General features: G+C 53.1%; 21 protein-coding genes. 20 read left to right on the top strand and 1 reads right to left on the bottom strand.

Features of this window, described 5'->3' with window-relative positions; all coding sequences use genetic code 11:
- The first annotated feature begins 82 nt into the window (after nucleotides 1–82).
- The 4 genes from kefG (at nucleotide 83) to slyD (ending at nucleotide 3391) form a co-directional block, all read left to right on the top strand.
- Complete coding sequence (kefG, locus tag ACTJJ1_RS20585; protein ID WP_004951227.1) at nucleotides 83–634, top strand: glutathione-regulated potassium-efflux system ancillary protein KefG; 552 nt, start codon at nucleotides 83–85, stop codon at nucleotides 632–634.
- Nucleotides 635–636: 2 nt separating this feature from the next.
- A complete protein-coding gene (kefB, locus tag ACTJJ1_RS20580) occupies nucleotides 637–2445 on the top strand; it encodes a glutathione-regulated potassium-efflux system protein KefB (protein ID WP_004951226.1) in 1809 nt (602 codons plus the stop codon).
- A gap of 15 nt (nucleotides 2446–2460) precedes the next feature.
- Nucleotides 2461–2664 carry a YheV family putative zinc ribbon protein gene (locus tag ACTJJ1_RS20575; RefSeq protein ID WP_004951224.1) on the top strand — a complete coding sequence of 68 codons (204 nt, stop codon included), beginning with the start codon at nucleotides 2461–2463 and terminating at the stop codon, nucleotides 2662–2664.
- Between the two features lie 124 nt (nucleotides 2665–2788).
- Nucleotides 2789–3391: a peptidylprolyl isomerase gene (slyD, locus tag ACTJJ1_RS20570; protein ID WP_440835084.1), complete on the top strand. Its 603-nt coding sequence runs from the start codon at nucleotides 2789–2791 to the stop codon at nucleotides 3389–3391.
- 58 nt (nucleotides 3392–3449) lie between these two features.
- Here the strand turns inward: slyD and ACTJJ1_RS20565 are convergent, their stop codons facing one another.
- Nucleotides 3450–3677, bottom strand: a complete 228-nt coding sequence (locus ACTJJ1_RS20565) for a SlyX family protein (protein WP_004951219.1) — start codon at nucleotides 3675–3677, stop codon at nucleotides 3450–3452.
- A 370-nt stretch (nucleotides 3678–4047) separates the two neighbouring features.
- Here ACTJJ1_RS20565 and fkpA point away from each other — a divergent pair, with 370 nt between their 5' ends.
- The 16 genes from fkpA to rplB all read left to right on the top strand — a co-directional run bounded on the left by fkpA (nucleotide 4048) and on the right by rplB (nucleotide 15634).
- On the top strand, nucleotides 4048–4887 hold the full coding sequence (gene fkpA / locus ACTJJ1_RS20560; protein WP_004951215.1) for an FKBP-type peptidyl-prolyl cis-trans isomerase: 840 nt from the start codon (nucleotides 4048–4050) through the stop codon (nucleotides 4885–4887).
- A 417-nt stretch (nucleotides 4888–5304) separates the two neighbouring features.
- Complete coding sequence (locus tag ACTJJ1_RS20555; RefSeq protein WP_004951212.1) at nucleotides 5305–6027, top strand: helix-turn-helix transcriptional regulator; 723 nt, start codon at nucleotides 5305–5307, stop codon at nucleotides 6025–6027.
- On the top strand, nucleotides 6027–6416 hold the full coding sequence (tusD, locus tag ACTJJ1_RS20550; protein ID WP_004951209.1) for a sulfurtransferase complex subunit TusD: 390 nt from the start codon (nucleotides 6027–6029) through the stop codon (nucleotides 6414–6416). The genes ACTJJ1_RS20555 and tusD overlap by 1 nt, the downstream gene beginning before the upstream one ends.
- A gap of 8 nt (nucleotides 6417–6424) precedes the next feature.
- Nucleotides 6425–6784 carry a sulfurtransferase complex subunit TusC gene (tusC, locus tag ACTJJ1_RS20545; protein ID WP_004951206.1) on the top strand — a complete coding sequence of 120 codons (360 nt, stop codon included), beginning with the start codon at nucleotides 6425–6427 and terminating at the stop codon, nucleotides 6782–6784.
- A 9-nt stretch (nucleotides 6785–6793) separates the two neighbouring features.
- Nucleotides 6794–7081 carry a sulfurtransferase complex subunit TusB gene (gene tusB, locus ACTJJ1_RS20540; RefSeq protein ID WP_004951202.1) on the top strand — a complete coding sequence of 96 codons (288 nt, stop codon included), beginning with the start codon at nucleotides 6794–6796 and terminating at the stop codon, nucleotides 7079–7081.
- 143 nt (nucleotides 7082–7224) lie between these two features.
- Nucleotides 7225–7599 carry a 30S ribosomal protein S12 gene (rpsL, locus tag ACTJJ1_RS20535; protein WP_004930426.1) on the top strand — a complete coding sequence of 125 codons (375 nt, stop codon included), beginning with the start codon at nucleotides 7225–7227 and terminating at the stop codon, nucleotides 7597–7599.
- Nucleotides 7600–7695: 96 nt separating this feature from the next.
- Nucleotides 7696–8166 carry a 30S ribosomal protein S7 gene (gene rpsG, locus ACTJJ1_RS20530; protein ID WP_004951199.1) on the top strand — a complete coding sequence of 157 codons (471 nt, stop codon included), beginning with the start codon at nucleotides 7696–7698 and terminating at the stop codon, nucleotides 8164–8166.
- 97 nt (nucleotides 8167–8263) lie between these two features.
- A complete protein-coding gene (gene fusA / locus ACTJJ1_RS20525) occupies nucleotides 8264–10378 on the top strand; it encodes an elongation factor G (RefSeq protein ID WP_004951196.1) in 2115 nt (704 codons plus the stop codon).
- Nucleotides 10379–10448: 70 nt separating this feature from the next.
- A complete protein-coding gene (gene tuf, locus ACTJJ1_RS20520) occupies nucleotides 10449–11633 on the top strand; it encodes an elongation factor Tu (protein ID WP_004951192.1) in 1185 nt (394 codons plus the stop codon).
- A 132-nt stretch (nucleotides 11634–11765) separates the two neighbouring features.
- Nucleotides 11766–11960 carry a bacterioferritin-associated ferredoxin gene (bfd, locus tag ACTJJ1_RS20515; protein WP_004951190.1) on the top strand — a complete coding sequence of 65 codons (195 nt, stop codon included), beginning with the start codon at nucleotides 11766–11768 and terminating at the stop codon, nucleotides 11958–11960.
- Between the two features lie 75 nt (nucleotides 11961–12035).
- Nucleotides 12036–12515, top strand: a complete 480-nt coding sequence (gene bfr, locus ACTJJ1_RS20510) for a bacterioferritin (RefSeq protein WP_004951186.1) — start codon at nucleotides 12036–12038, stop codon at nucleotides 12513–12515.
- Between the two features lie 387 nt (nucleotides 12516–12902).
- Nucleotides 12903–13214: a 30S ribosomal protein S10 gene (gene rpsJ, locus ACTJJ1_RS20505; RefSeq protein WP_001181005.1), complete on the top strand. Its 312-nt coding sequence runs from the start codon at nucleotides 12903–12905 to the stop codon at nucleotides 13212–13214.
- A 32-nt stretch (nucleotides 13215–13246) separates the two neighbouring features.
- Nucleotides 13247–13876, top strand: a complete 630-nt coding sequence (gene rplC, locus ACTJJ1_RS20500; protein WP_004951181.1) for a 50S ribosomal protein L3 — start codon at nucleotides 13247–13249, stop codon at nucleotides 13874–13876.
- A 10-nt stretch (nucleotides 13877–13886) separates the two neighbouring features.
- The gene (gene rplD / locus ACTJJ1_RS20495) at nucleotides 13887–14492 is read left to right on the top strand and encodes a 50S ribosomal protein L4 (protein ID WP_004929779.1); all 606 of its coding nucleotides are present in this window, start codon (nucleotides 13887–13889) and stop codon (nucleotides 14490–14492) included.
- Nucleotides 14489–14791: a 50S ribosomal protein L23 gene (gene rplW / locus ACTJJ1_RS20490; protein ID WP_004951179.1), complete on the top strand. Its 303-nt coding sequence runs from the start codon at nucleotides 14489–14491 to the stop codon at nucleotides 14789–14791. Before rplD ends, rplW begins: the two co-directional genes overlap by 4 nt.
- An 18-nt stretch (nucleotides 14792–14809) precedes the next feature.
- Complete coding sequence (gene rplB, locus ACTJJ1_RS20485) at nucleotides 14810–15634, top strand: 50S ribosomal protein L2 (protein ID WP_004951177.1); 825 nt, start codon at nucleotides 14810–14812, stop codon at nucleotides 15632–15634.
- Nucleotides 15635–15639: the final 5 nt, after the last annotated feature.

The raw sequence follows: 15639 nt of genomic DNA, 5'->3' as shown, positions 1-15639 counted from the left end.
GGACACAGACTGTCCTATTATTAGTCTTTGCGAAGCATGGTAACGGAAAACCGCTATCCTGACGACGCTTTGGAGGGGAATGATGTCGCAGCCGCCCAAGGTCTTGCTGCTGTATGCCCATCCGGAATCCCATGACTCGGTCGCGAATCGGGTTTTGCTTCGACCGGCGCAGCAGTTGGAACATGTCACCGTGCACGATTTATACGCGCACTATCCTGACTTTTTTATTGATATTCACCACGAACAACAACTGCTGCGTGAACATCAGGTCATTGTTTTTCAACATCCACTCTATACCTACAGTTGCCCGGCATTGCTGAAAGAATGGTTGGATCGCGTGCTGTCGCGCGGTTTTGCCAGCGGTATGGGCGGCAATGCGTTGGCAGGCAAATACTGGCGTTCGGTGATCACCACCGGAGAACCTGAAGGCGCCTACCGCACCGGCGGTTATAACCGTTATCCGATGGAAGATATCCTGCGCCCGTTCGAACTGACCGCCGCCATGTGCCATATGCACTGGCTGACGCCGATGCTGGTGTATTGGGCGCGTCGGCAGAAGCCGGAAGTGCTGGAAAGCCACGCTACGGCCTATGGCGACTGGCTGCGTAACCCGTTGCCGCATGGAGGAAGGTGATCATGGAAGGCTCGACGTTACTGACCGCAATTTTACTGTTCTTGTTCGCCGCCGTGGTCACGGTGCCCATCGCCCGCCGTCTGGGGATTGGTGCGGTGCTGGGCTATTTGATCGCCGGCATTGCCATCGGCCCCTGGGGATTGGGCTTTATCCGCGATGTGGATGAGATCCTGCACTTTTCCGAGTTGGGCGTGGTGTTCTTGATGTTCATCATCGGGCTGGAACTGAACCCGACCAAACTTTGGGAACTGCGGCGTTCGATATTCGGCGTGGGTGCCGGGCAGGTATTGATCACCGCCGCGGTGTTGGGGGCACTGCTTTATCTGACCCATTTCGCCTGGCAGGCCGCCGTTATCGGCGGGATCGGGCTGGCGATGTCATCGACGGCGATGGCGTTGCAGCTGATGCGCGAGAAGGGCATGAACCGCAATGAAGGCGGCCAGTTAGGGTTCTCGGTGCTGCTGTTCCAGGATATGGCGGTGATCCCGGCGCTGGCGCTGATCCCTATCCTGGCCGGCGCCGGTGGCACCAGCGACGACTGGGCGGAAATCGCGATCAAGGTCGCGGCGTTCGGCGGCATGCTGATCGGCGGGCGTTTCCTGCTGCGGCCGTTGTTCCGCTATATCGCCTCTTCCGGGGTGCGCGAAATTTTCACCGCCGCCGCACTGTTGGTGGTCTTGGGGGCGGCGTTGTTTATGGATACGCTCGGCCTGTCGATGGCGCTTGGCACCTTTATCGCCGGTGTGCTGTTGGCGGAGAGCGAATATCGCCATGAGCTGGAGATTGCCATCGAGCCGTTCAAAGGGCTGCTGCTGGGGCTGTTTTTTATCTCGGTGGGGATGGCGCTGAATATCGGCGTGCTCTATACCCATCTGGTCGAAGTGCTGCTGGGTGTGGTGCTGTTGGTGGCGATCAAGTCAGGGGTGCTGTACTCGCTGTCGCGCATCTTTGGCCTGCGCAGTTCGGTGCGTTTGCAGTTCGCCGGCGTGCTCAGCCAGGGCGGAGAGTTTGCCTTCGTGCTGTTTTCCGCCGCGGGGGCGCAGAAGGTGTTGCAGTCTGACCAACTCGCCTTGCTGTTGGTGGTGGTGACCTTGTCGATGATGACCACGCCCCTGCTGATGCAGATTATCGATCGCATCCTGGCCCGCCGTTACAACGCCCGGGATGAAGACGAAGAAACGCCGTATGTGGAGGACGACGATCCGCAGGTGATCATTGTCGGTTTCGGCCGGTTCGGCCAGGTGATCGGCCGCCTGTTGATGGCCAACAAGATGCGTATTACCGTATTGGAGCGCGATGTCAGCGCGGTCGGCGTGCTGCGTCGCTACGGCTACAAAGTGTATTACGGCGATGCCACCGAACTCGAGCTGCTGCGTGCGGCCGGCGCGGCGAAGGCCAAGTCGATTGTAATCACCTGCAATGAGCCGGAAGACACCATGGAAATCGTGCGTTTGTGCCAACAGCACTTCCCGGAGTTGAGCATCCTGGCGCGTGCACGCGGCCGCGTGGAGGCGCACGAACTGCTGCAGGCCGGGGTCAAGCAGTTCAGCCGCGAAACCTTCTCCAGCGCACTGGAACTGGGACGCAAGGCGCTGATGGAATTGGGTATGCATCCTCATCAGGCCTATCGCGCACAGCAGCACTTTCGCCGGCTGGACATGCGCATGCTGCGTGAACTGATGCCGCCGCATCATGGCGATGTGGCGCAGATTTCCCGCGTGAAAGAGGCGCGGCGCGAGCTTGAAGAACTTTTCCATCGCGAAATGCAAAAAGAGAGTCGCCAGTTCGACGGCTGGGATGAATACGAATAATTTGGAGCACAGAAGATGTCCGCAACACGTAAAAGATTTATCGCCGGGGCGGTCTGCCCGAGCTGTAAGGCTATGGATACGCTGGCAGTTTGGCGCGAAGACCAGGTCGAAGTGGTGGAGTGCGTCAAGTGCGGCCATCACCAGCGGCAGACCGAACAACAGGTGGAAAAGCACGTCCGGCCGCAGGAGCAGGTCATCGGTATTTTCCATCCGGAGTAGCGTTATCGGGCGCGTTTTTTTATGCTGAAGGGTACAGCGGGGCAGATTTCCGATACAATCTGTCCGGTAAAGGCGCGGCACCCGATGATGGGCTGCGTCCAAGTGTCCAACGGTAGGAGATATCATGAAAGTAGCAAAAGACTTGGTGGTCAGCCTGGCTTACCAAGTACGTACAGAAGACGGTGTTTTGGTTGATGAGTCTCCGGTGAGCGCGCCGCTGGACTATCTGCACGGGCATGGTTCTCTGATTGCAGGTCTGGAAAAAGCACTCGAAGGCCACGAAGCAGGCGATCGTTTTGACGTTAATGTCGGCGCCAACGATGCGTACGGCAACTACGACGAAAACCTGGTGCAGCGCGTGCCGAAAGACGTCTTTATGGGCGTTGACGAGTTGGAAGTTGGCATGCGTTTCCTGGCTGACACCGATCAGGGCCCGGTTCCGGTCGAAATCACCGAAGTGGACGGCGATCACGTAGTGGTTGACGGTAACCACATGCTGGCGGGTCAGAACCTGAACTTCAACGTGGAAGTTGTCGCGATCCGCGAAGCTACCGCTGAAGAACTGGCGCACGGTCACGTACACGGCGAGCACGATCACCACCACGAGCACGGTGACGGTTGCTGCGGCGGTCATGGCCACGATCACGATCATGACCATGCGCATGACCATGACCATGATCAGGCTAAGAAAGGCGGTTGCGGTAACGGCGGTTGCGGCTGCCACTAATCGCGGCGCAGCAACAGCAAGAAAGGGCAGCCCTGGGGCTGCCCTTTTTTATGGGTTATCAATAATGCGGCGGTGGCGTCTCTTCCGACTGCGAGGCAATCATCGACGTTTGGGTCGAGCGCAGTTTATCGGTCAGCACGCGCAGGTGTTCCTGCAATTTCAGCATTTCAAGCTGGTGCTGCACCACGGTTTGGTTGAGCTCTTCAATGGTGACTTCCTGGAAGGCCTGACGGCTTTCCAATTCTTCAAGCCGCAGTAACAGGCTTTGGGTATCGGCGTTGTGCATGATGCTACCTCTGACGCGGTTTAATCCTGAATCTGGCACTATGTTAACAGCTGCCGCCGGCTTTGCGCTGCGCTATTTCGCCCCCCGCAGAGCGAGGAATAACCGCAGGCGGCCGCGCCCTGTATAAAGTGCTGAAAAATAGAGCGCTTATCGCGGCTGTTTTTGTTACCGTTATCGTATCGGGTGGAAGAATAATCTGATTTATCATGCGGGTAGCACATTAAAGGAAACTTCTCCTTAAACCTGGAGTCACACTTTGACTCGATTGGTTACCTGTGTGACTGTTTTGTTTTCTTTCAGGCAGCTATAGTAGCCCGGTTATCTTACTTAATGACTGTTTGGGGCACAGCTTCAGACACTGGAGAAATGGATGAAATCTTTGTTTAAAGTCACGCTTCTGGCAACCACCATGGCTTTTGCTCTGAATGCGACTCAGGTTATGGCTGCTGATGCGGCTAAACCGGCCGAAGCCGCTAAACCAGCGGACGCTGCAGCGGCACCAAGCACCGGCAAGTTCAAGAACGATGACGAGCAAGCGGCTTACGCACTGGGCGCATCCCTGGGCCGTTACATGGACAACTCGCTGAAAGAGCAAGAAAAGTTGGGTATCAAACTGGACAAAGATCAGTTGATCTCAGGCGTTCAGGATGCTTTTGCCAACAAGAGCAAGTTGAACGATGCGGACATCGAAAAAACTCTGCAGAGCTTTGAAGCGCGCGTGAAGGCTTCTGCTCAGGCGAAGATGGAACAAGACGCTAAAGACAACGAAACGAAAGGCGCCAAGTACCGTGAGACCTTCGCCAAAGAAAAAGGCGTGAAGAAAACCGAATCTGGCCTGCTGTACAAGGTAGAGAAACCGGGTGCGGGTGAAGCGCCTAAAGACAGCGACACCGTGGTAGTGAACTACAAAGGCACCCTGACCGACGGCACCGAGTTTGACAATTCCTATACCCGTGGTGAGCCGCTGTCATTCCGTCTGGACGGCGTGATCCCAGGCTGGACTGAAGGCCTGAAACACCTCAAGAAAGGCGGCAAAATCAAGCTGGTAATTCCACCGGCACTGGCCTACGGTAAAACCGGCGTTCCGGGCATTCCGGCTAACTCCACTCTGGTATTCGACGTTGAGCTGCTGGATGTGAAAGCTGCGCCGAAAGCAGACGCCAAGGCTGAAAAACCGGCTGACGCAGCGGCGGATGCCAAAGCGCAATAAGCCTGTCTGATTGCCATCACCGCCGCGAATCTTCTTCGCGGCGGTGTTCATTTCAGCGTCTCTGATTAATGCCGGATGAGGCGTAACTTTTACTTTCCCTCCCACTGATTGCTTGACGCCTGCCGGGCATCGGGCTTAACGTCAATACCACGCGCAAACGCAAGGACTTTACTCTGGCAGTTTTGCTAGACTAATAATCCGGACTTATGAGTCATGCGCCTGCCCCTTAGGGCGTGTACCTAAAACTGTTCCCGGCCGCGTGTTGGCTTGCGGACGCCCGTCGTGCTGTTTCATGCTGATACCAGCCTGCCTGCCCTGTGGATCCTCAAGGGTATGCCGCCTGTGGAAGAGGGAGCCTGCACGAGCCGTTTTAGCTGCGCCCCCTGGCACAGGCGATCTTTGAGGGTGGTATTTTCGATGTCAAATTCGCTTTTATCCAGCGAAGTCAGCGAACTTGATTTGCTGAATGAACGTCCGTTTAGCCAGACGGATCATGAAATCCTGAAGTCTTATGAAGCCGTGGTCGATGGGCTAGCTATGCTGATCGGCGGTCACTGCGAGATCGTGCTGCACGCGCTGGAAGATTTGAAATGCTCGGCGGTGCGTATTGCCAACGGCGAGCATACCGGGCGGCAGATAGGTTCGCCGATCACCGACCTGGCGCTGCGGATGCTGCATGATATGGCCGGCGATGACAGCAGTGTGTCGAAGGCCTATTTCACACGCGCCAAGAGCGGCGTGCTGATGAAGTCGGTCACTATCGCCATCCGTAATCGCGAGCAGCGGGTGATCGGCCTGTTGTGCATCAACATGAACCTCGATGTGCCGTTCTCCCAGGTAATGCAGACTTTCATGCCGCCGGAAACCCAGGAAGTGGCTCCCTCAGTCAACTTTGCCTCTTCCGTGGACGATCTGGTGGCGCAGACGCTGGAGTTCACCATCGAGGAGGTCAATGCCGATCGCAATGTCTCCAACAATGCCAAAAATCGCCAGGTGGTGCTGAATCTTTACGAAAAAGGCATTTTTGATATCAAAGATGCGATTAATCAGGTGGCGGATCGCCTGAATATTTCCAAGCACACCGTGTATCTGTATATCCGCCAGTTCAAAAGCGGTGACCTGCTGGGAACCGAGCGCTGATGCTGGATTACTGTCTTTTGGTCACCGGCCCGGCGTATGGCACCCAGCAGGCCAGCAGCGCCTATCAGTTCGCACAAGCTCTGCTGGCGAAAGGGCATCGGCTCTCCAGCGTGTTTTTCTACCGTGAAGGGGTGCTGAATGCCAACCAACTGACATCCCCTGCCAGCGATGAGTTCGATCTGGTGCGCGGCTGGGCGCAGCTGGCGCAGCAGCACGGTATTGCGCTCAACGTTTGTGTGGCCGCTGCGTTGCGGCGCGGCGTGACCGATGAACAGGAAGCTGCACAGCAGGGGCTGGAAACGGCTAATCTGCAACCTGGCTTTACCCTTAGCGGGTTGGGTTCGTTGGCTGAGGCGGCGCTAAGTTGTGACCGTCTGGTGCAGTTCTGAGAGAATTTATGAAACGAGTCGCTTTTGTTTTTACCCAAGGCCCGCACGGCGGCACCGGCGGCAGGGAAGGGCTGGATGCGCTGTTGGCGACTTCGGCGCTGAGCGAAGATCTGGGCGTGTTTTTTATCGGTGATGGCGTATTGCAGCTATTGCCGGGGCAGCAGCCGGAAAAAATTCTGGCGCGTAACTATATCGCCACCTTTGGCGTGCTGCCGCTGTATGACGTCGAGCAGTGTTATCTGTGCCAGGCATCTTTGCAGGAGCGCGGTCTGAGTCAGGTGACCGACTGGGTGCTGGAGGCCGAGGTGCTGGCACCGGATGTGCTGCGTCAACAGTTGGCCGGTTATGACGCGGTGATGACTTTTTAGGACATTCGGATGCTGTATACCCTTAGCCACTCTCCCACTCAATGCGATTTGCCAGCATTGTTGCGCTTGACCACACAAGGCGACGACCTGCTGCTGATACAGGATGGCGTACTGGCCGGGTTGGCTGGCAGCGCGCACCTTGAATTATTGCTTAATGCCCCCATATCACTTTATGCGCTGCAGGACGACCTGGAAGCCAGAGGCCTGACTGGTCATTTTTCACACAAAATCACTGTCATCGGCTATAATCACTTCGTTGAATTAACCGAAAAACATCGAAGCCAAATGGCTTGGTGATGAGAGTGATGTTGTATATTTCTTGACACCTCTACCGCTCAGCCATAAAATTCTGCGGCCTCGTACTTTGCCAGTAGTGCATACGAGGGGATTTATCACATGTTTACGAAGCAACAAACGAAGCAAAACCAGGAGCTTTTTTAATGGCAACAATTAATCAGCTGGTTCGCAAACCACGCTCTGTGAAGGCTGCTAAAAGCAACGTTCCAGCGCTGGAAGCTTGCCCGCAGAAACGTGGCGTATGTACCCGCGTATATACCACCACCCCGAAAAAACCAAACTCCGCGCTGCGTAAAGTATGCCGTGTGCGTTTGACTAACGGTTTCGAAGTGACTTCCTACATCGGTGGTGAAGGTCACAACCTGCAGGAACACTCCGTGATCCTGATCCGTGGCGGTCGTGTTAAAGACTTGCCAGGTGTGCGTTACCACACCGTCCGTGGTGCACTTGACTGCTCCGGTGTTAAAGACCGTAAGCAAGCTCGTTCCAAGTACGGCGTGAAGAAGCCAAAGGCTTAATGGTTCTCCGTTAAGTAAGGCCAAACATTTTCACTTTAATGTCAAAATAAACTCGTAGAGTTTTGGACAATCCTGAATTAACAACGGAGTATTTCCATGCCACGTCGTCGCGTAATAGGCCAACGTAAAATCCTGCCAGATCCTAAGTTCGGATCCGAGCTGTTGGCCAAATTTGTAAATATCCTGATGGTAGACGGTAAAAAATCTACTGCAGAAGCTATCGTGTATACCGCGCTGGAGACCCTGGCTCAGCGTTCTGGTAAAAATCACCTGGAAGCTTTCGAAGTAGCTCTCGACAACGTTCGCCCGACTGTAGAAGTTAAGTCGCGCCGCGTTGGTGGTTCTACTTATCAGGTACCAGTTGAAGTCCGCCCGGTCCGTCGTAATGCTCTGGCAATGCGTTGGATCGTTGATGCTGCTCGTAAACGCGGTGATAAATCCATGGCTCTGCGCTTGGCGAACGAACTTTCTGATGCAGTTGAGAACAAAGGTTCTGCTGTTAAGAAACGTGAAGACGTTCACCGTATGGCAGAAGCCAACAAGGCGTTCGCCCACTACCGCTGGTAATTGCCACGCAGTAGTTATGCTAACCAAGCGGGCGCTTCAAGAAGCCAACCCGCTTGGGTTAACCGAACTTGAACGCCTAAGGCAATAGAGGAATCAAATGGCTCGTACAACACCCATTGAGCGCTATCGTAACATCGGTATCAGCGCTCACATCGACGCCGGTAAGACGACCACTACCGAACGTATTCTGTTCTACACCGGTGTAAACCACAAAATCGGTGAAGTTCATGACGGCGCTGCCACCATGGACTGGATGGAGCAGGAGCAGGAGCGTGGTATTACCATCACTTCTGCAGCGACTACCGCTTTCTGGTCTGGTATGGCCAAGCAGTTTGAGCCGCACCGTGTAAACATCATCGACACCCCAGGACACGTTGACTTCACCATCGAAGTAGAACGTTCCATGCGTGTTCTTGATGGCGCTGTAATGGTTTACTGTGCTGTTGGTGGTGTTCAGCCACAGTCTGAAACTGTATGGCGTCAGGCTAACAAATATAAAGTTCCACGCATCGCGTTCGTTAACAAAATGGACCGCATGGGTGCTAACTTCCTGAAAGTTGTTGGTCAGATCAAATCCCGTCTGGGCGCGAATCCAGTTCCATTGCAACTGGCCATCGGCGCAGAAGAGAAATTCACCGGTATCGTTGACCTGGTGAAAATGAAAGCAGTCAACTGGAACGATGCTGACCAGGGCGTGACCTTCGAATACGAAGAGATCCCTGCGGACATGCAAGCGCTGGCCGAAGAATGGCACCAGAACCTGGTTGAATCTGCAGCTGAAGCTTCAGACGAGCTGATGGAAAAATACCTGGGCGGCGAAGAGCTGACCGAGGAAGAAATCAAGAAAGCTCTGCGTCAGCGCGTGCTGAACAACGAGATTATTCTGGTTACCTGTGGTTCTGCCTTTAAAAACAAAGGCGTGCAGGCAATGCTGGATGCGGTTATCGAATACCTGCCGGCACCAACTGACGTACCTGCAATCAACGGTATCCTCGACGACGGTAAAGATACGCCGGCTGAGCGTCATGCTAATGATGATGAGCCATTTGCTGCACTGGCGTTCAAAATTGCTACCGACCCATTCGTGGGTAACCTGACATTCTTCCGCGTGTACTCCGGTATCGTTAACTCCGGTGACACCGTGTTGAACTCAGTGAAGGCTGCACGTGAGCGTCTGGGCCGTATCGTTCAGATGCACGCTAACAAGCGTGAAGAGATCAAAGAAGTTCGTGCAGGCGACATCGCTGCAGCGATCGGTCTGAAAGACGTGACTACCGGTGACACTCTGTGTGATCCAAACCACGTGATCATTCTGGAGCGTATGGAGTTCCCTGAGCCGGTAATCTCCGTTGCAGTTGAACCAAAAACCAAAGCTGACCAGGAAAAAATGGGTCTGGCTCTGGGCCGTCTGGCGAAGGAAGATCCATCATTCCGCGTGTGGACTGACGAAGAATCAGGTCAGACTATCATCGCAGGTATGGGTGAACTTCACCTGGACATCCTGGTTGACCGTATGCGTCGTGAATTTAACGTTGAAGCGAACGTGGGTAAACCACAAGTTGCTTACCGTGAAGCCATTCGCGCGAAAGTTACCGACATCGAAGGTAAACACGCCAAGCAGTCTGGTGGTCGTGGTCAGTATGGTCATGTTGTTATCGACATGTACCCACTGGAGCCGGGCTCAAATCCGAAAGGCTACGAGTTCATCAATGACATTAAAGGTGGTGTGATCCCAACGGAATACATCCCTGCCATTGATAAAGGCCTCCAGGAGCAGCTTAAGTCTGGTCCACTGGCCGGTTACCCGGTTGTTGACCTCGGTGTGCGTCTGCATTTCGGTTCTTTCCACGATGTTGACTCCTCCGAATTGGCGTTTAAACTGGCTGCGTCTATCGCCTTTAAAGATGGCTTTAAGAAAGCGAAACCTGTTTTGCTTGAGCCGATTATGAAGGTTGAAGTTGAAACGCCGGAAGAGAACACCGGTGACGTTATCGGTGACCTTAGCCGTCGCCGTGGTCAACTGAAAGGTCAGGAATCCAACGCTACTGGCGTTCAGATTCACGCTGAAGTTCCGTTGTCCGAGATGTTCGGATACGCAACTCAACTGCGTTCTCTGACCAAAGGCCGTGCTTCTTACTCCATGGAGTTCTTGAAGTACGATGATGCGCCGAACAACGTCGCTCAGGCCGTTATCGAAGCCCGTGGTAAATAAGCTTTCGGGTTTAACACATTGATCAGTGCTCTCTCCATGAGGGGAGAGCATAAGAGTAAGGAATATAGCCGTGTCTAAAGAAAAATTTGAACGTTCCAAACCGCACGTTAACGTTGGTACTATCGGCCACGTTGACCACGGTAAAACTACCCTGACTGCAGCAATCACCACCGTTCTGGCTAAAACCTACGGCGGTTCTGCACGTGCTTTCGACCAGATCGATAACGCGCCAGAAGAAAAAGCTCGTGGTATCACCATCAACACTTCTCACGTTGAATATGACACCCCAAGCCGTCACTACGCGCACGTTGACTGCCCAGGGCACGCCGACTACGTTAAAAACATGATCACCGGTGCTGCTCAGATGGACGGCGCAATCCTGGTTGTTGCTGCGACTGACGGCCCAATGCCTCAGACCCGTGAGCACATCCTGCTGGGTCGTCAGGTTGGCGTTCCTTTCATCATCGTATTCATGAACAAATGCGACATGGTTGATGATGAAGAGCTGCTGGAACTGGTAGAAATGGAAGTTCGTGAACTTCTGTCTGCTTACGACTTCCCTGGTGATGACCTGCCGGTTGTTCGTGGTTCAGCGCTGAAAGCACTGGAAGGCGAACCAGAGTGGGAAGCTAAAATCATCGAGCTGGCCGGTTACCTGGATTCTTACATCCCAGAACCAGAGCGTGCTATCGACAAGCCGTTCCTGCTGCCAATCGAAGACGTCTTCTCTATCTCCGGTCGTGGTACCGTTGTTACCGGTCGTGTTGAGCGCGGTATCGTTAAAGTTGGCGAAGAAGTTGAAATCGTGGGTATCAAAGACACCGTTAAGTCTACCTGTACCGGCGTTGAAATGTTCCGCAAACTGCTGGACGAAGGCCGTGCTGGTGAGAACGTGGGTGTTCTGCTGCGTGGTATCAAGCGCGAAGATATCGAACGTGGTCAGGTCCTGGCTAAACCAGGTTCAATCAAGCCACACACCAAATTTGACTCAGAAGTGTACATCCTGAGCAAAGAAGAAGGTGGTCGTCATACTCCATTCTTCAAAGGCTACCGTCCACAGTTCTACTTCCGTACAACTGACGTGACCGGTACCATCGAACTGCCAGAAGGCGTAGAGATGGTAATGCCAGGTGACAACGTGAACATGGTTGTTACCCTGATCCACCCAATCGCGATGGACGACGGCCTGCGTTTCGCAATCCGTGAAGGCGGCCGTACTGTTGGCGCTGGTGTTGTTGCTAAAGTTATCGCTTAATCGCTGATAATTTTTCGACACAAAAAGAGGGCACTTCGGTGCCCTTTTTTTATGCAATTCGCTCAAATCTTAATTGAAATAAAAAGCATTCCTATTTAGAATTATGGAATTGGTTAAGAAGTGAGTCTCTCTATGTATGTATGCCTATGTAATGCCGTGACTGACAAAGCAATCCGTAAAGCCGTGCGTCAGCACAACCCTCATACCATGAAGCAATTGCGTGAATTAGTGCCGATTGGTACCGATTGCGGGAAGTGCATTCGACAGGCAAGGCAGATTATGGTGGAGGAACGCGGAACCATTATTCTTATGCACGAAGTTGCCTAACTAAAGGTAAGGTTATTTTTTTGACTCTTGGCTTCCAGCTTCTACACTTTCAGAACTGGCCAGGAGGAGTTACCTATGAAAGGCGATAAAAAGATCATTGCTCACCTCAACAAACTGCTCGGCAACGAGCTGGTTGCCATCAATCAATATTTCCTACACGCCCGAATGTTCAAAAACTGGGGCTTAATGCGCCTGAATGACAAGGAATATCACGAGTCGATCGATGAAATGAAGCATGCCGATCGCTATATCGAGCGCATTTTATTCCTTGAAGGTCTGCCGAATTTACAAGATCTTGGCAAACTGAACATTGGCGAAGATATCGAAGAAATGCTGCGCTCAGACCTGGCCCTGGAGTTGGATGGCGCCAAGAATCTGCGTGAAGCCATCGCCTATGCCGACTCGATCCATGACTACGTCAGCCGCGATTTGATGATAGAGATCCTGGCAGATGAAGAAGGGCATATCGACTGGCTGGAAACTGAGCTGGATTTGATTGCGCGTCTGGGCATTCAAAATTACGCACAAGCCCAGGTACTCGAACGCAAAGACTAGTCTCCTTATAATTCCCACTCCCCGTCGGTGGCTATTTTACAGGCACTGTAGGGGAGTAGTGGCAACATCTTTCCTACCCCACCTAATTAATTCCCCTCTCCAGGCTCCGTTTTTTGCAAGCGGCTTCGCAAATCGGTAAAAAATGTCGATATCCTGAGCATATTTCCATCTACGGCTTGCTTCCCGTTCTGTTTTGCGTATAATGCGCGGGCTTACCTAATCTTGGTAAGCCTGATTTTAGCGAATCAGTCGATAGGCAGGACTTTCTGCTCATCGAACAATACTCCCGATATGGGGGTTATATGTTGACGATTACACTCCCCCATCAATCGAAATGGGTGTGAGGAGTAATTATTTACGTTTATAAATAATTGGAGCTCTGGTCTCATGCAGAACCAAAGAATCCGTATCCGCCTGAAAGCGTTTGATCATCGTCTTATCGATCAATCAACCGCGGAAATCGTCGAGACTGCCAAGCGCACTGGTGCGCAAGTCCGTGGTCCGATCCCGCTGCCAACTCGCAAAGAGCGCTTTACCGTTCTGATCTCTCCGCACGTTAACAAAGACGCGCGTGATCAGTACGAGATTCGCACTCACAAGCGTCTGGTTGACATCGTTGAGCCAACCGAGAAAACCGTTGATGCTCTGATGCGTCTGGATCTGGCTGCCGGTGTAGACGTGCAGATCAGCCTGGGTTAATCAGGTCATTGAGCGATTGAGAGGTTGAAACAATGATTGGTTTAGTCGGTAAAAAAGTGGGTATGACTCGTATCTTCACTGAAGATGGCGTTTCTATCCCAGTAACCGTGATTGAAATTGAAGCGAACCGCGTGACTCAGGTTAAAGACCTGGCTAACGACGGATACCGTGCCGTTCAAGTCACCACTGGTAGCAAAAAAGCTAACCGTGTGACCAAACCGGAAGCGGGTCATTTCGCTAAAGCTGGCGTTGAAGCTGGCCGTGGTCTGTGGGAATTCCGCCTTGCAGAAGGTGAAGAGTTCACTGCAGGTCAAAACATCAGCGTAGAAATCTTCGCTGACGTTAAAAAAGTCGATGTTACCGGTACTTCTAAAGGTAAAGGTTTTGCCGGCACTGTAAAGCGCTGGAACTTCCGTACCCAAGACGCTACCCACGGTAACTCCTTGTCTCACCGCGTTCCGGGTTCTATCGGTCAGAACCAGACTCCGGGCAAAGTGTTCAAAGGCAAGAAAATGGCTGGCCACCTGGGTGACGAGCGTGTAACCGTTCAAAGCCTGGACGTAGTACGTGTTGACGCTGAGCGCAACCTGCTGCTGGTTAAGGGTGCTGTACCGGGCGCAACCGGTGGCAACCTGATCGTTAAACCAGCTGTGAAGGCGTAAGGGGATAGCAATGGAATTAGTATTGAAAGACGCGCAAAGCGCGCTGACTGTTTCCGAAACTACCTTCGGTCGTGATTTCAACGAAGCGCTGGTACACCAGGTTGTTGTTGCTTATGCAGCAGGTGCCCGTCAAGGTACCCGTGCTCAGAAGACCCGTGCTGAAGTGACTGGTTCCGGTAAAAAACCGTGGCGCCAGAAAGGTACCGGCCGTGCGCGTTCAGGTTCTGTAAAGAGCCCGATCTGGCGTTCAGGCGGCGTGACCTTTGCTGCTAAACCGCAGGACCACAGTCAGAAAGTAAACAAAAAGATGTACCGCGGCGCGCTGAAAAGCATCCTGTCCGAGCTGGTACGTCAAGATCGTCTGATCGTTGTCGAGAAGTTCTCTGTAGAAGCGCCTAAAACTAAGCTGCTGGCACAGAAACTGAAAGATATGGCTCTGGAAGATGTGCTGATCGTGACCGGTGAACTGGATGAGAATCTGTTCCTGGCTGCTCGTAACCTGTACAAGGTTGACGTGCGCGATGTAGCAGGTATCGACCCGGTTAGCCTGATCGCCTTCGACAAAGTGGTTATGACTGCTGATGCTGTGAAGCAAGTTGAGGAGATGCTGGCATGATCCGTGAAGAACGTTTGCTGAAAGTGCTGCGTGCACCGCACGTATCTGAAAAAGCATCCGCTGCGATGGAAAAAAGCAACACCATCGTACTCAAAGTTGCCAAAGACGCGACCAAAGCAGAAATCAAAGCTGCAGTGCAGAAACTGTTTGAAGTCGAAGTCGAAGACGTGAACACCCTGGTAGTTAAAGGGAAAGTGAAACGTCACGGTCAGCGTGTTGGTCGTCGTAGCGACTGGAAAAAAGCTTACGTCACCCTGAAAGAAGGCCAGAACCTGGACTTCATCGGCGGCGCAGAGTAAGTCGGAGGAGTAAGAACAATGGCAATTGTTAAATGTAAACCTACATCTCCGGGTCGTCGCCACGTTGTTAAAGTGGTTAACCCTGAGCTGCACAAGGGTAAACCTTATGCCCCGCTGCTTGAGAAACTGAGCAAAAGCGGTGGTCGTAACAACAATGGCCGTATCACCACCCGTCATATCGGTGGTGGCCACAAGCAACATTATCGTCTGGTTGACTTCAAACGCAACAAAGATGGTATTCCTGCTGTGGTTGAGCGTCTGGAGTACGATCCGAACCGTTCCGCGAACATCGCGCTGGTTCTGTACAAAGACGGCGAACGCCGTTACATCCTGGCGCCGAAAGGCCTGAAAGCTGGTGACCAGATTCAATCTGGCGTTGATGCTGCAATCAAAGCGGGTAACACCCTGCCAATGCGCAACATCCCGGTTGGTTCAACGGTCCACAACGTAGAAATGAAACCAGGTAAAGGCGGCCAGCTGGCTCGTTCTGCTGGTGCCTACGTTCAAATCGTTGCTCGTGACGGTTCCTACGTAACTCTGCGTCTGCGCTCAGGCGAAATGCGTAAAGTTCCAGTTGATTGCCGCGCCACCTTGGGTGAAGTCGGTAACGCTGAACATATGCTTCGCGTTCTGGGTAAAGCAGGTGCTGCACGTTGGCGTGGTGTTCGTCCTACCGTCCGCGGTACGGCGATGAACCCGGTAGATCACCCGCACGGTGGTGGTGAGGGTAAAAACTTTGGTAAACACCCAGTAACTCCATGGGGCGTTCAGACCAAAGGTAAGAAAACCCGCAGCAACAAGCGTACTGATAAGTTCATCGTACGTCGCCGTAGCAAAAAATAATTAGA

Source organism: Serratia sp. 22264, assembly GCF_052045345.1.
Taxonomy (GTDB): domain Bacteria; phylum Pseudomonadota; class Gammaproteobacteria; order Enterobacterales; family Enterobacteriaceae; genus Serratia; species Serratia plymuthica.
This window is presented reverse-complemented; position numbering and strand designations above follow the sequence as displayed.

Bases quoted from the DNA above. Each gene is read 5' to 3' on its own strand.
- tusB (WP_004951202.1), top strand. From the start codon at position 6,794: ATGCTGTATACCCTTAGCCACTCTCCCACTCAATGCGATTTGCCAGCA.
- tusD (WP_004951209.1), top strand. From the start codon at position 6,027: ATGCTGGATTACTGTCTTTTGGTCACCGGCCCGGCGTATGGCACCCAG.
- rplD (WP_004929779.1), top strand. From the start codon at position 13,887: ATGGAATTAGTATTGAAAGACGCGCAAAGCGCGCTGACTGTTTCCGAA.
- fkpA (WP_004951215.1), top strand. From the start codon at position 4,048: ATGAAATCTTTGTTTAAAGTCACGCTTCTGGCAACCACCATGGCTTTT.
- fusA (WP_004951196.1), top strand. From the start codon at position 8,264: ATGGCTCGTACAACACCCATTGAGCGCTATCGTAACATCGGTATCAGC.
- slyD (WP_440835084.1), top strand. From the start codon at position 2,789: ATGAAAGTAGCAAAAGACTTGGTGGTCAGCCTGGCTTACCAAGTACGT.
- tusC (WP_004951206.1), top strand. From the start codon at position 6,425: ATGAAACGAGTCGCTTTTGTTTTTACCCAAGGCCCGCACGGCGGCACC.
- kefG (WP_004951227.1), top strand. From the start codon at position 83: ATGTCGCAGCCGCCCAAGGTCTTGCTGCTGTATGCCCATCCGGAATCC.
- rpsJ (WP_001181005.1), top strand. From the start codon at position 12,903: ATGCAGAACCAAAGAATCCGTATCCGCCTGAAAGCGTTTGATCATCGT.
- ACTJJ1_RS20565 (WP_004951219.1), bottom strand. From the start codon at position 3,677: ATGCACAACGCCGATACCCAAAGCCTGTTACTGCGGCTTGAAGAATTG.
- rpsG (WP_004951199.1), top strand. From the start codon at position 7,696: ATGCCACGTCGTCGCGTAATAGGCCAACGTAAAATCCTGCCAGATCCT.
- bfr (WP_004951186.1), top strand. From the start codon at position 12,036: ATGAAAGGCGATAAAAAGATCATTGCTCACCTCAACAAACTGCTCGGC.
- ACTJJ1_RS20575 (WP_004951224.1), top strand. From the start codon at position 2,461: ATGTCCGCAACACGTAAAAGATTTATCGCCGGGGCGGTCTGCCCGAGC.
- kefB (WP_004951226.1), top strand. From the start codon at position 637: ATGGAAGGCTCGACGTTACTGACCGCAATTTTACTGTTCTTGTTCGCC.
- rplW (WP_004951179.1), top strand. From the start codon at position 14,489: ATGATCCGTGAAGAACGTTTGCTGAAAGTGCTGCGTGCACCGCACGTA.
- rpsL (WP_004930426.1), top strand. From the start codon at position 7,225: ATGGCAACAATTAATCAGCTGGTTCGCAAACCACGCTCTGTGAAGGCT.
- rplB (WP_004951177.1), top strand. From the start codon at position 14,810: ATGGCAATTGTTAAATGTAAACCTACATCTCCGGGTCGTCGCCACGTT.
- rplC (WP_004951181.1), top strand. From the start codon at position 13,247: ATGATTGGTTTAGTCGGTAAAAAAGTGGGTATGACTCGTATCTTCACT.
- bfd (WP_004951190.1), top strand. From the start codon at position 11,766: ATGTATGTATGCCTATGTAATGCCGTGACTGACAAAGCAATCCGTAAA.
- ACTJJ1_RS20555 (WP_004951212.1), top strand. From the start codon at position 5,305: ATGTCAAATTCGCTTTTATCCAGCGAAGTCAGCGAACTTGATTTGCTG.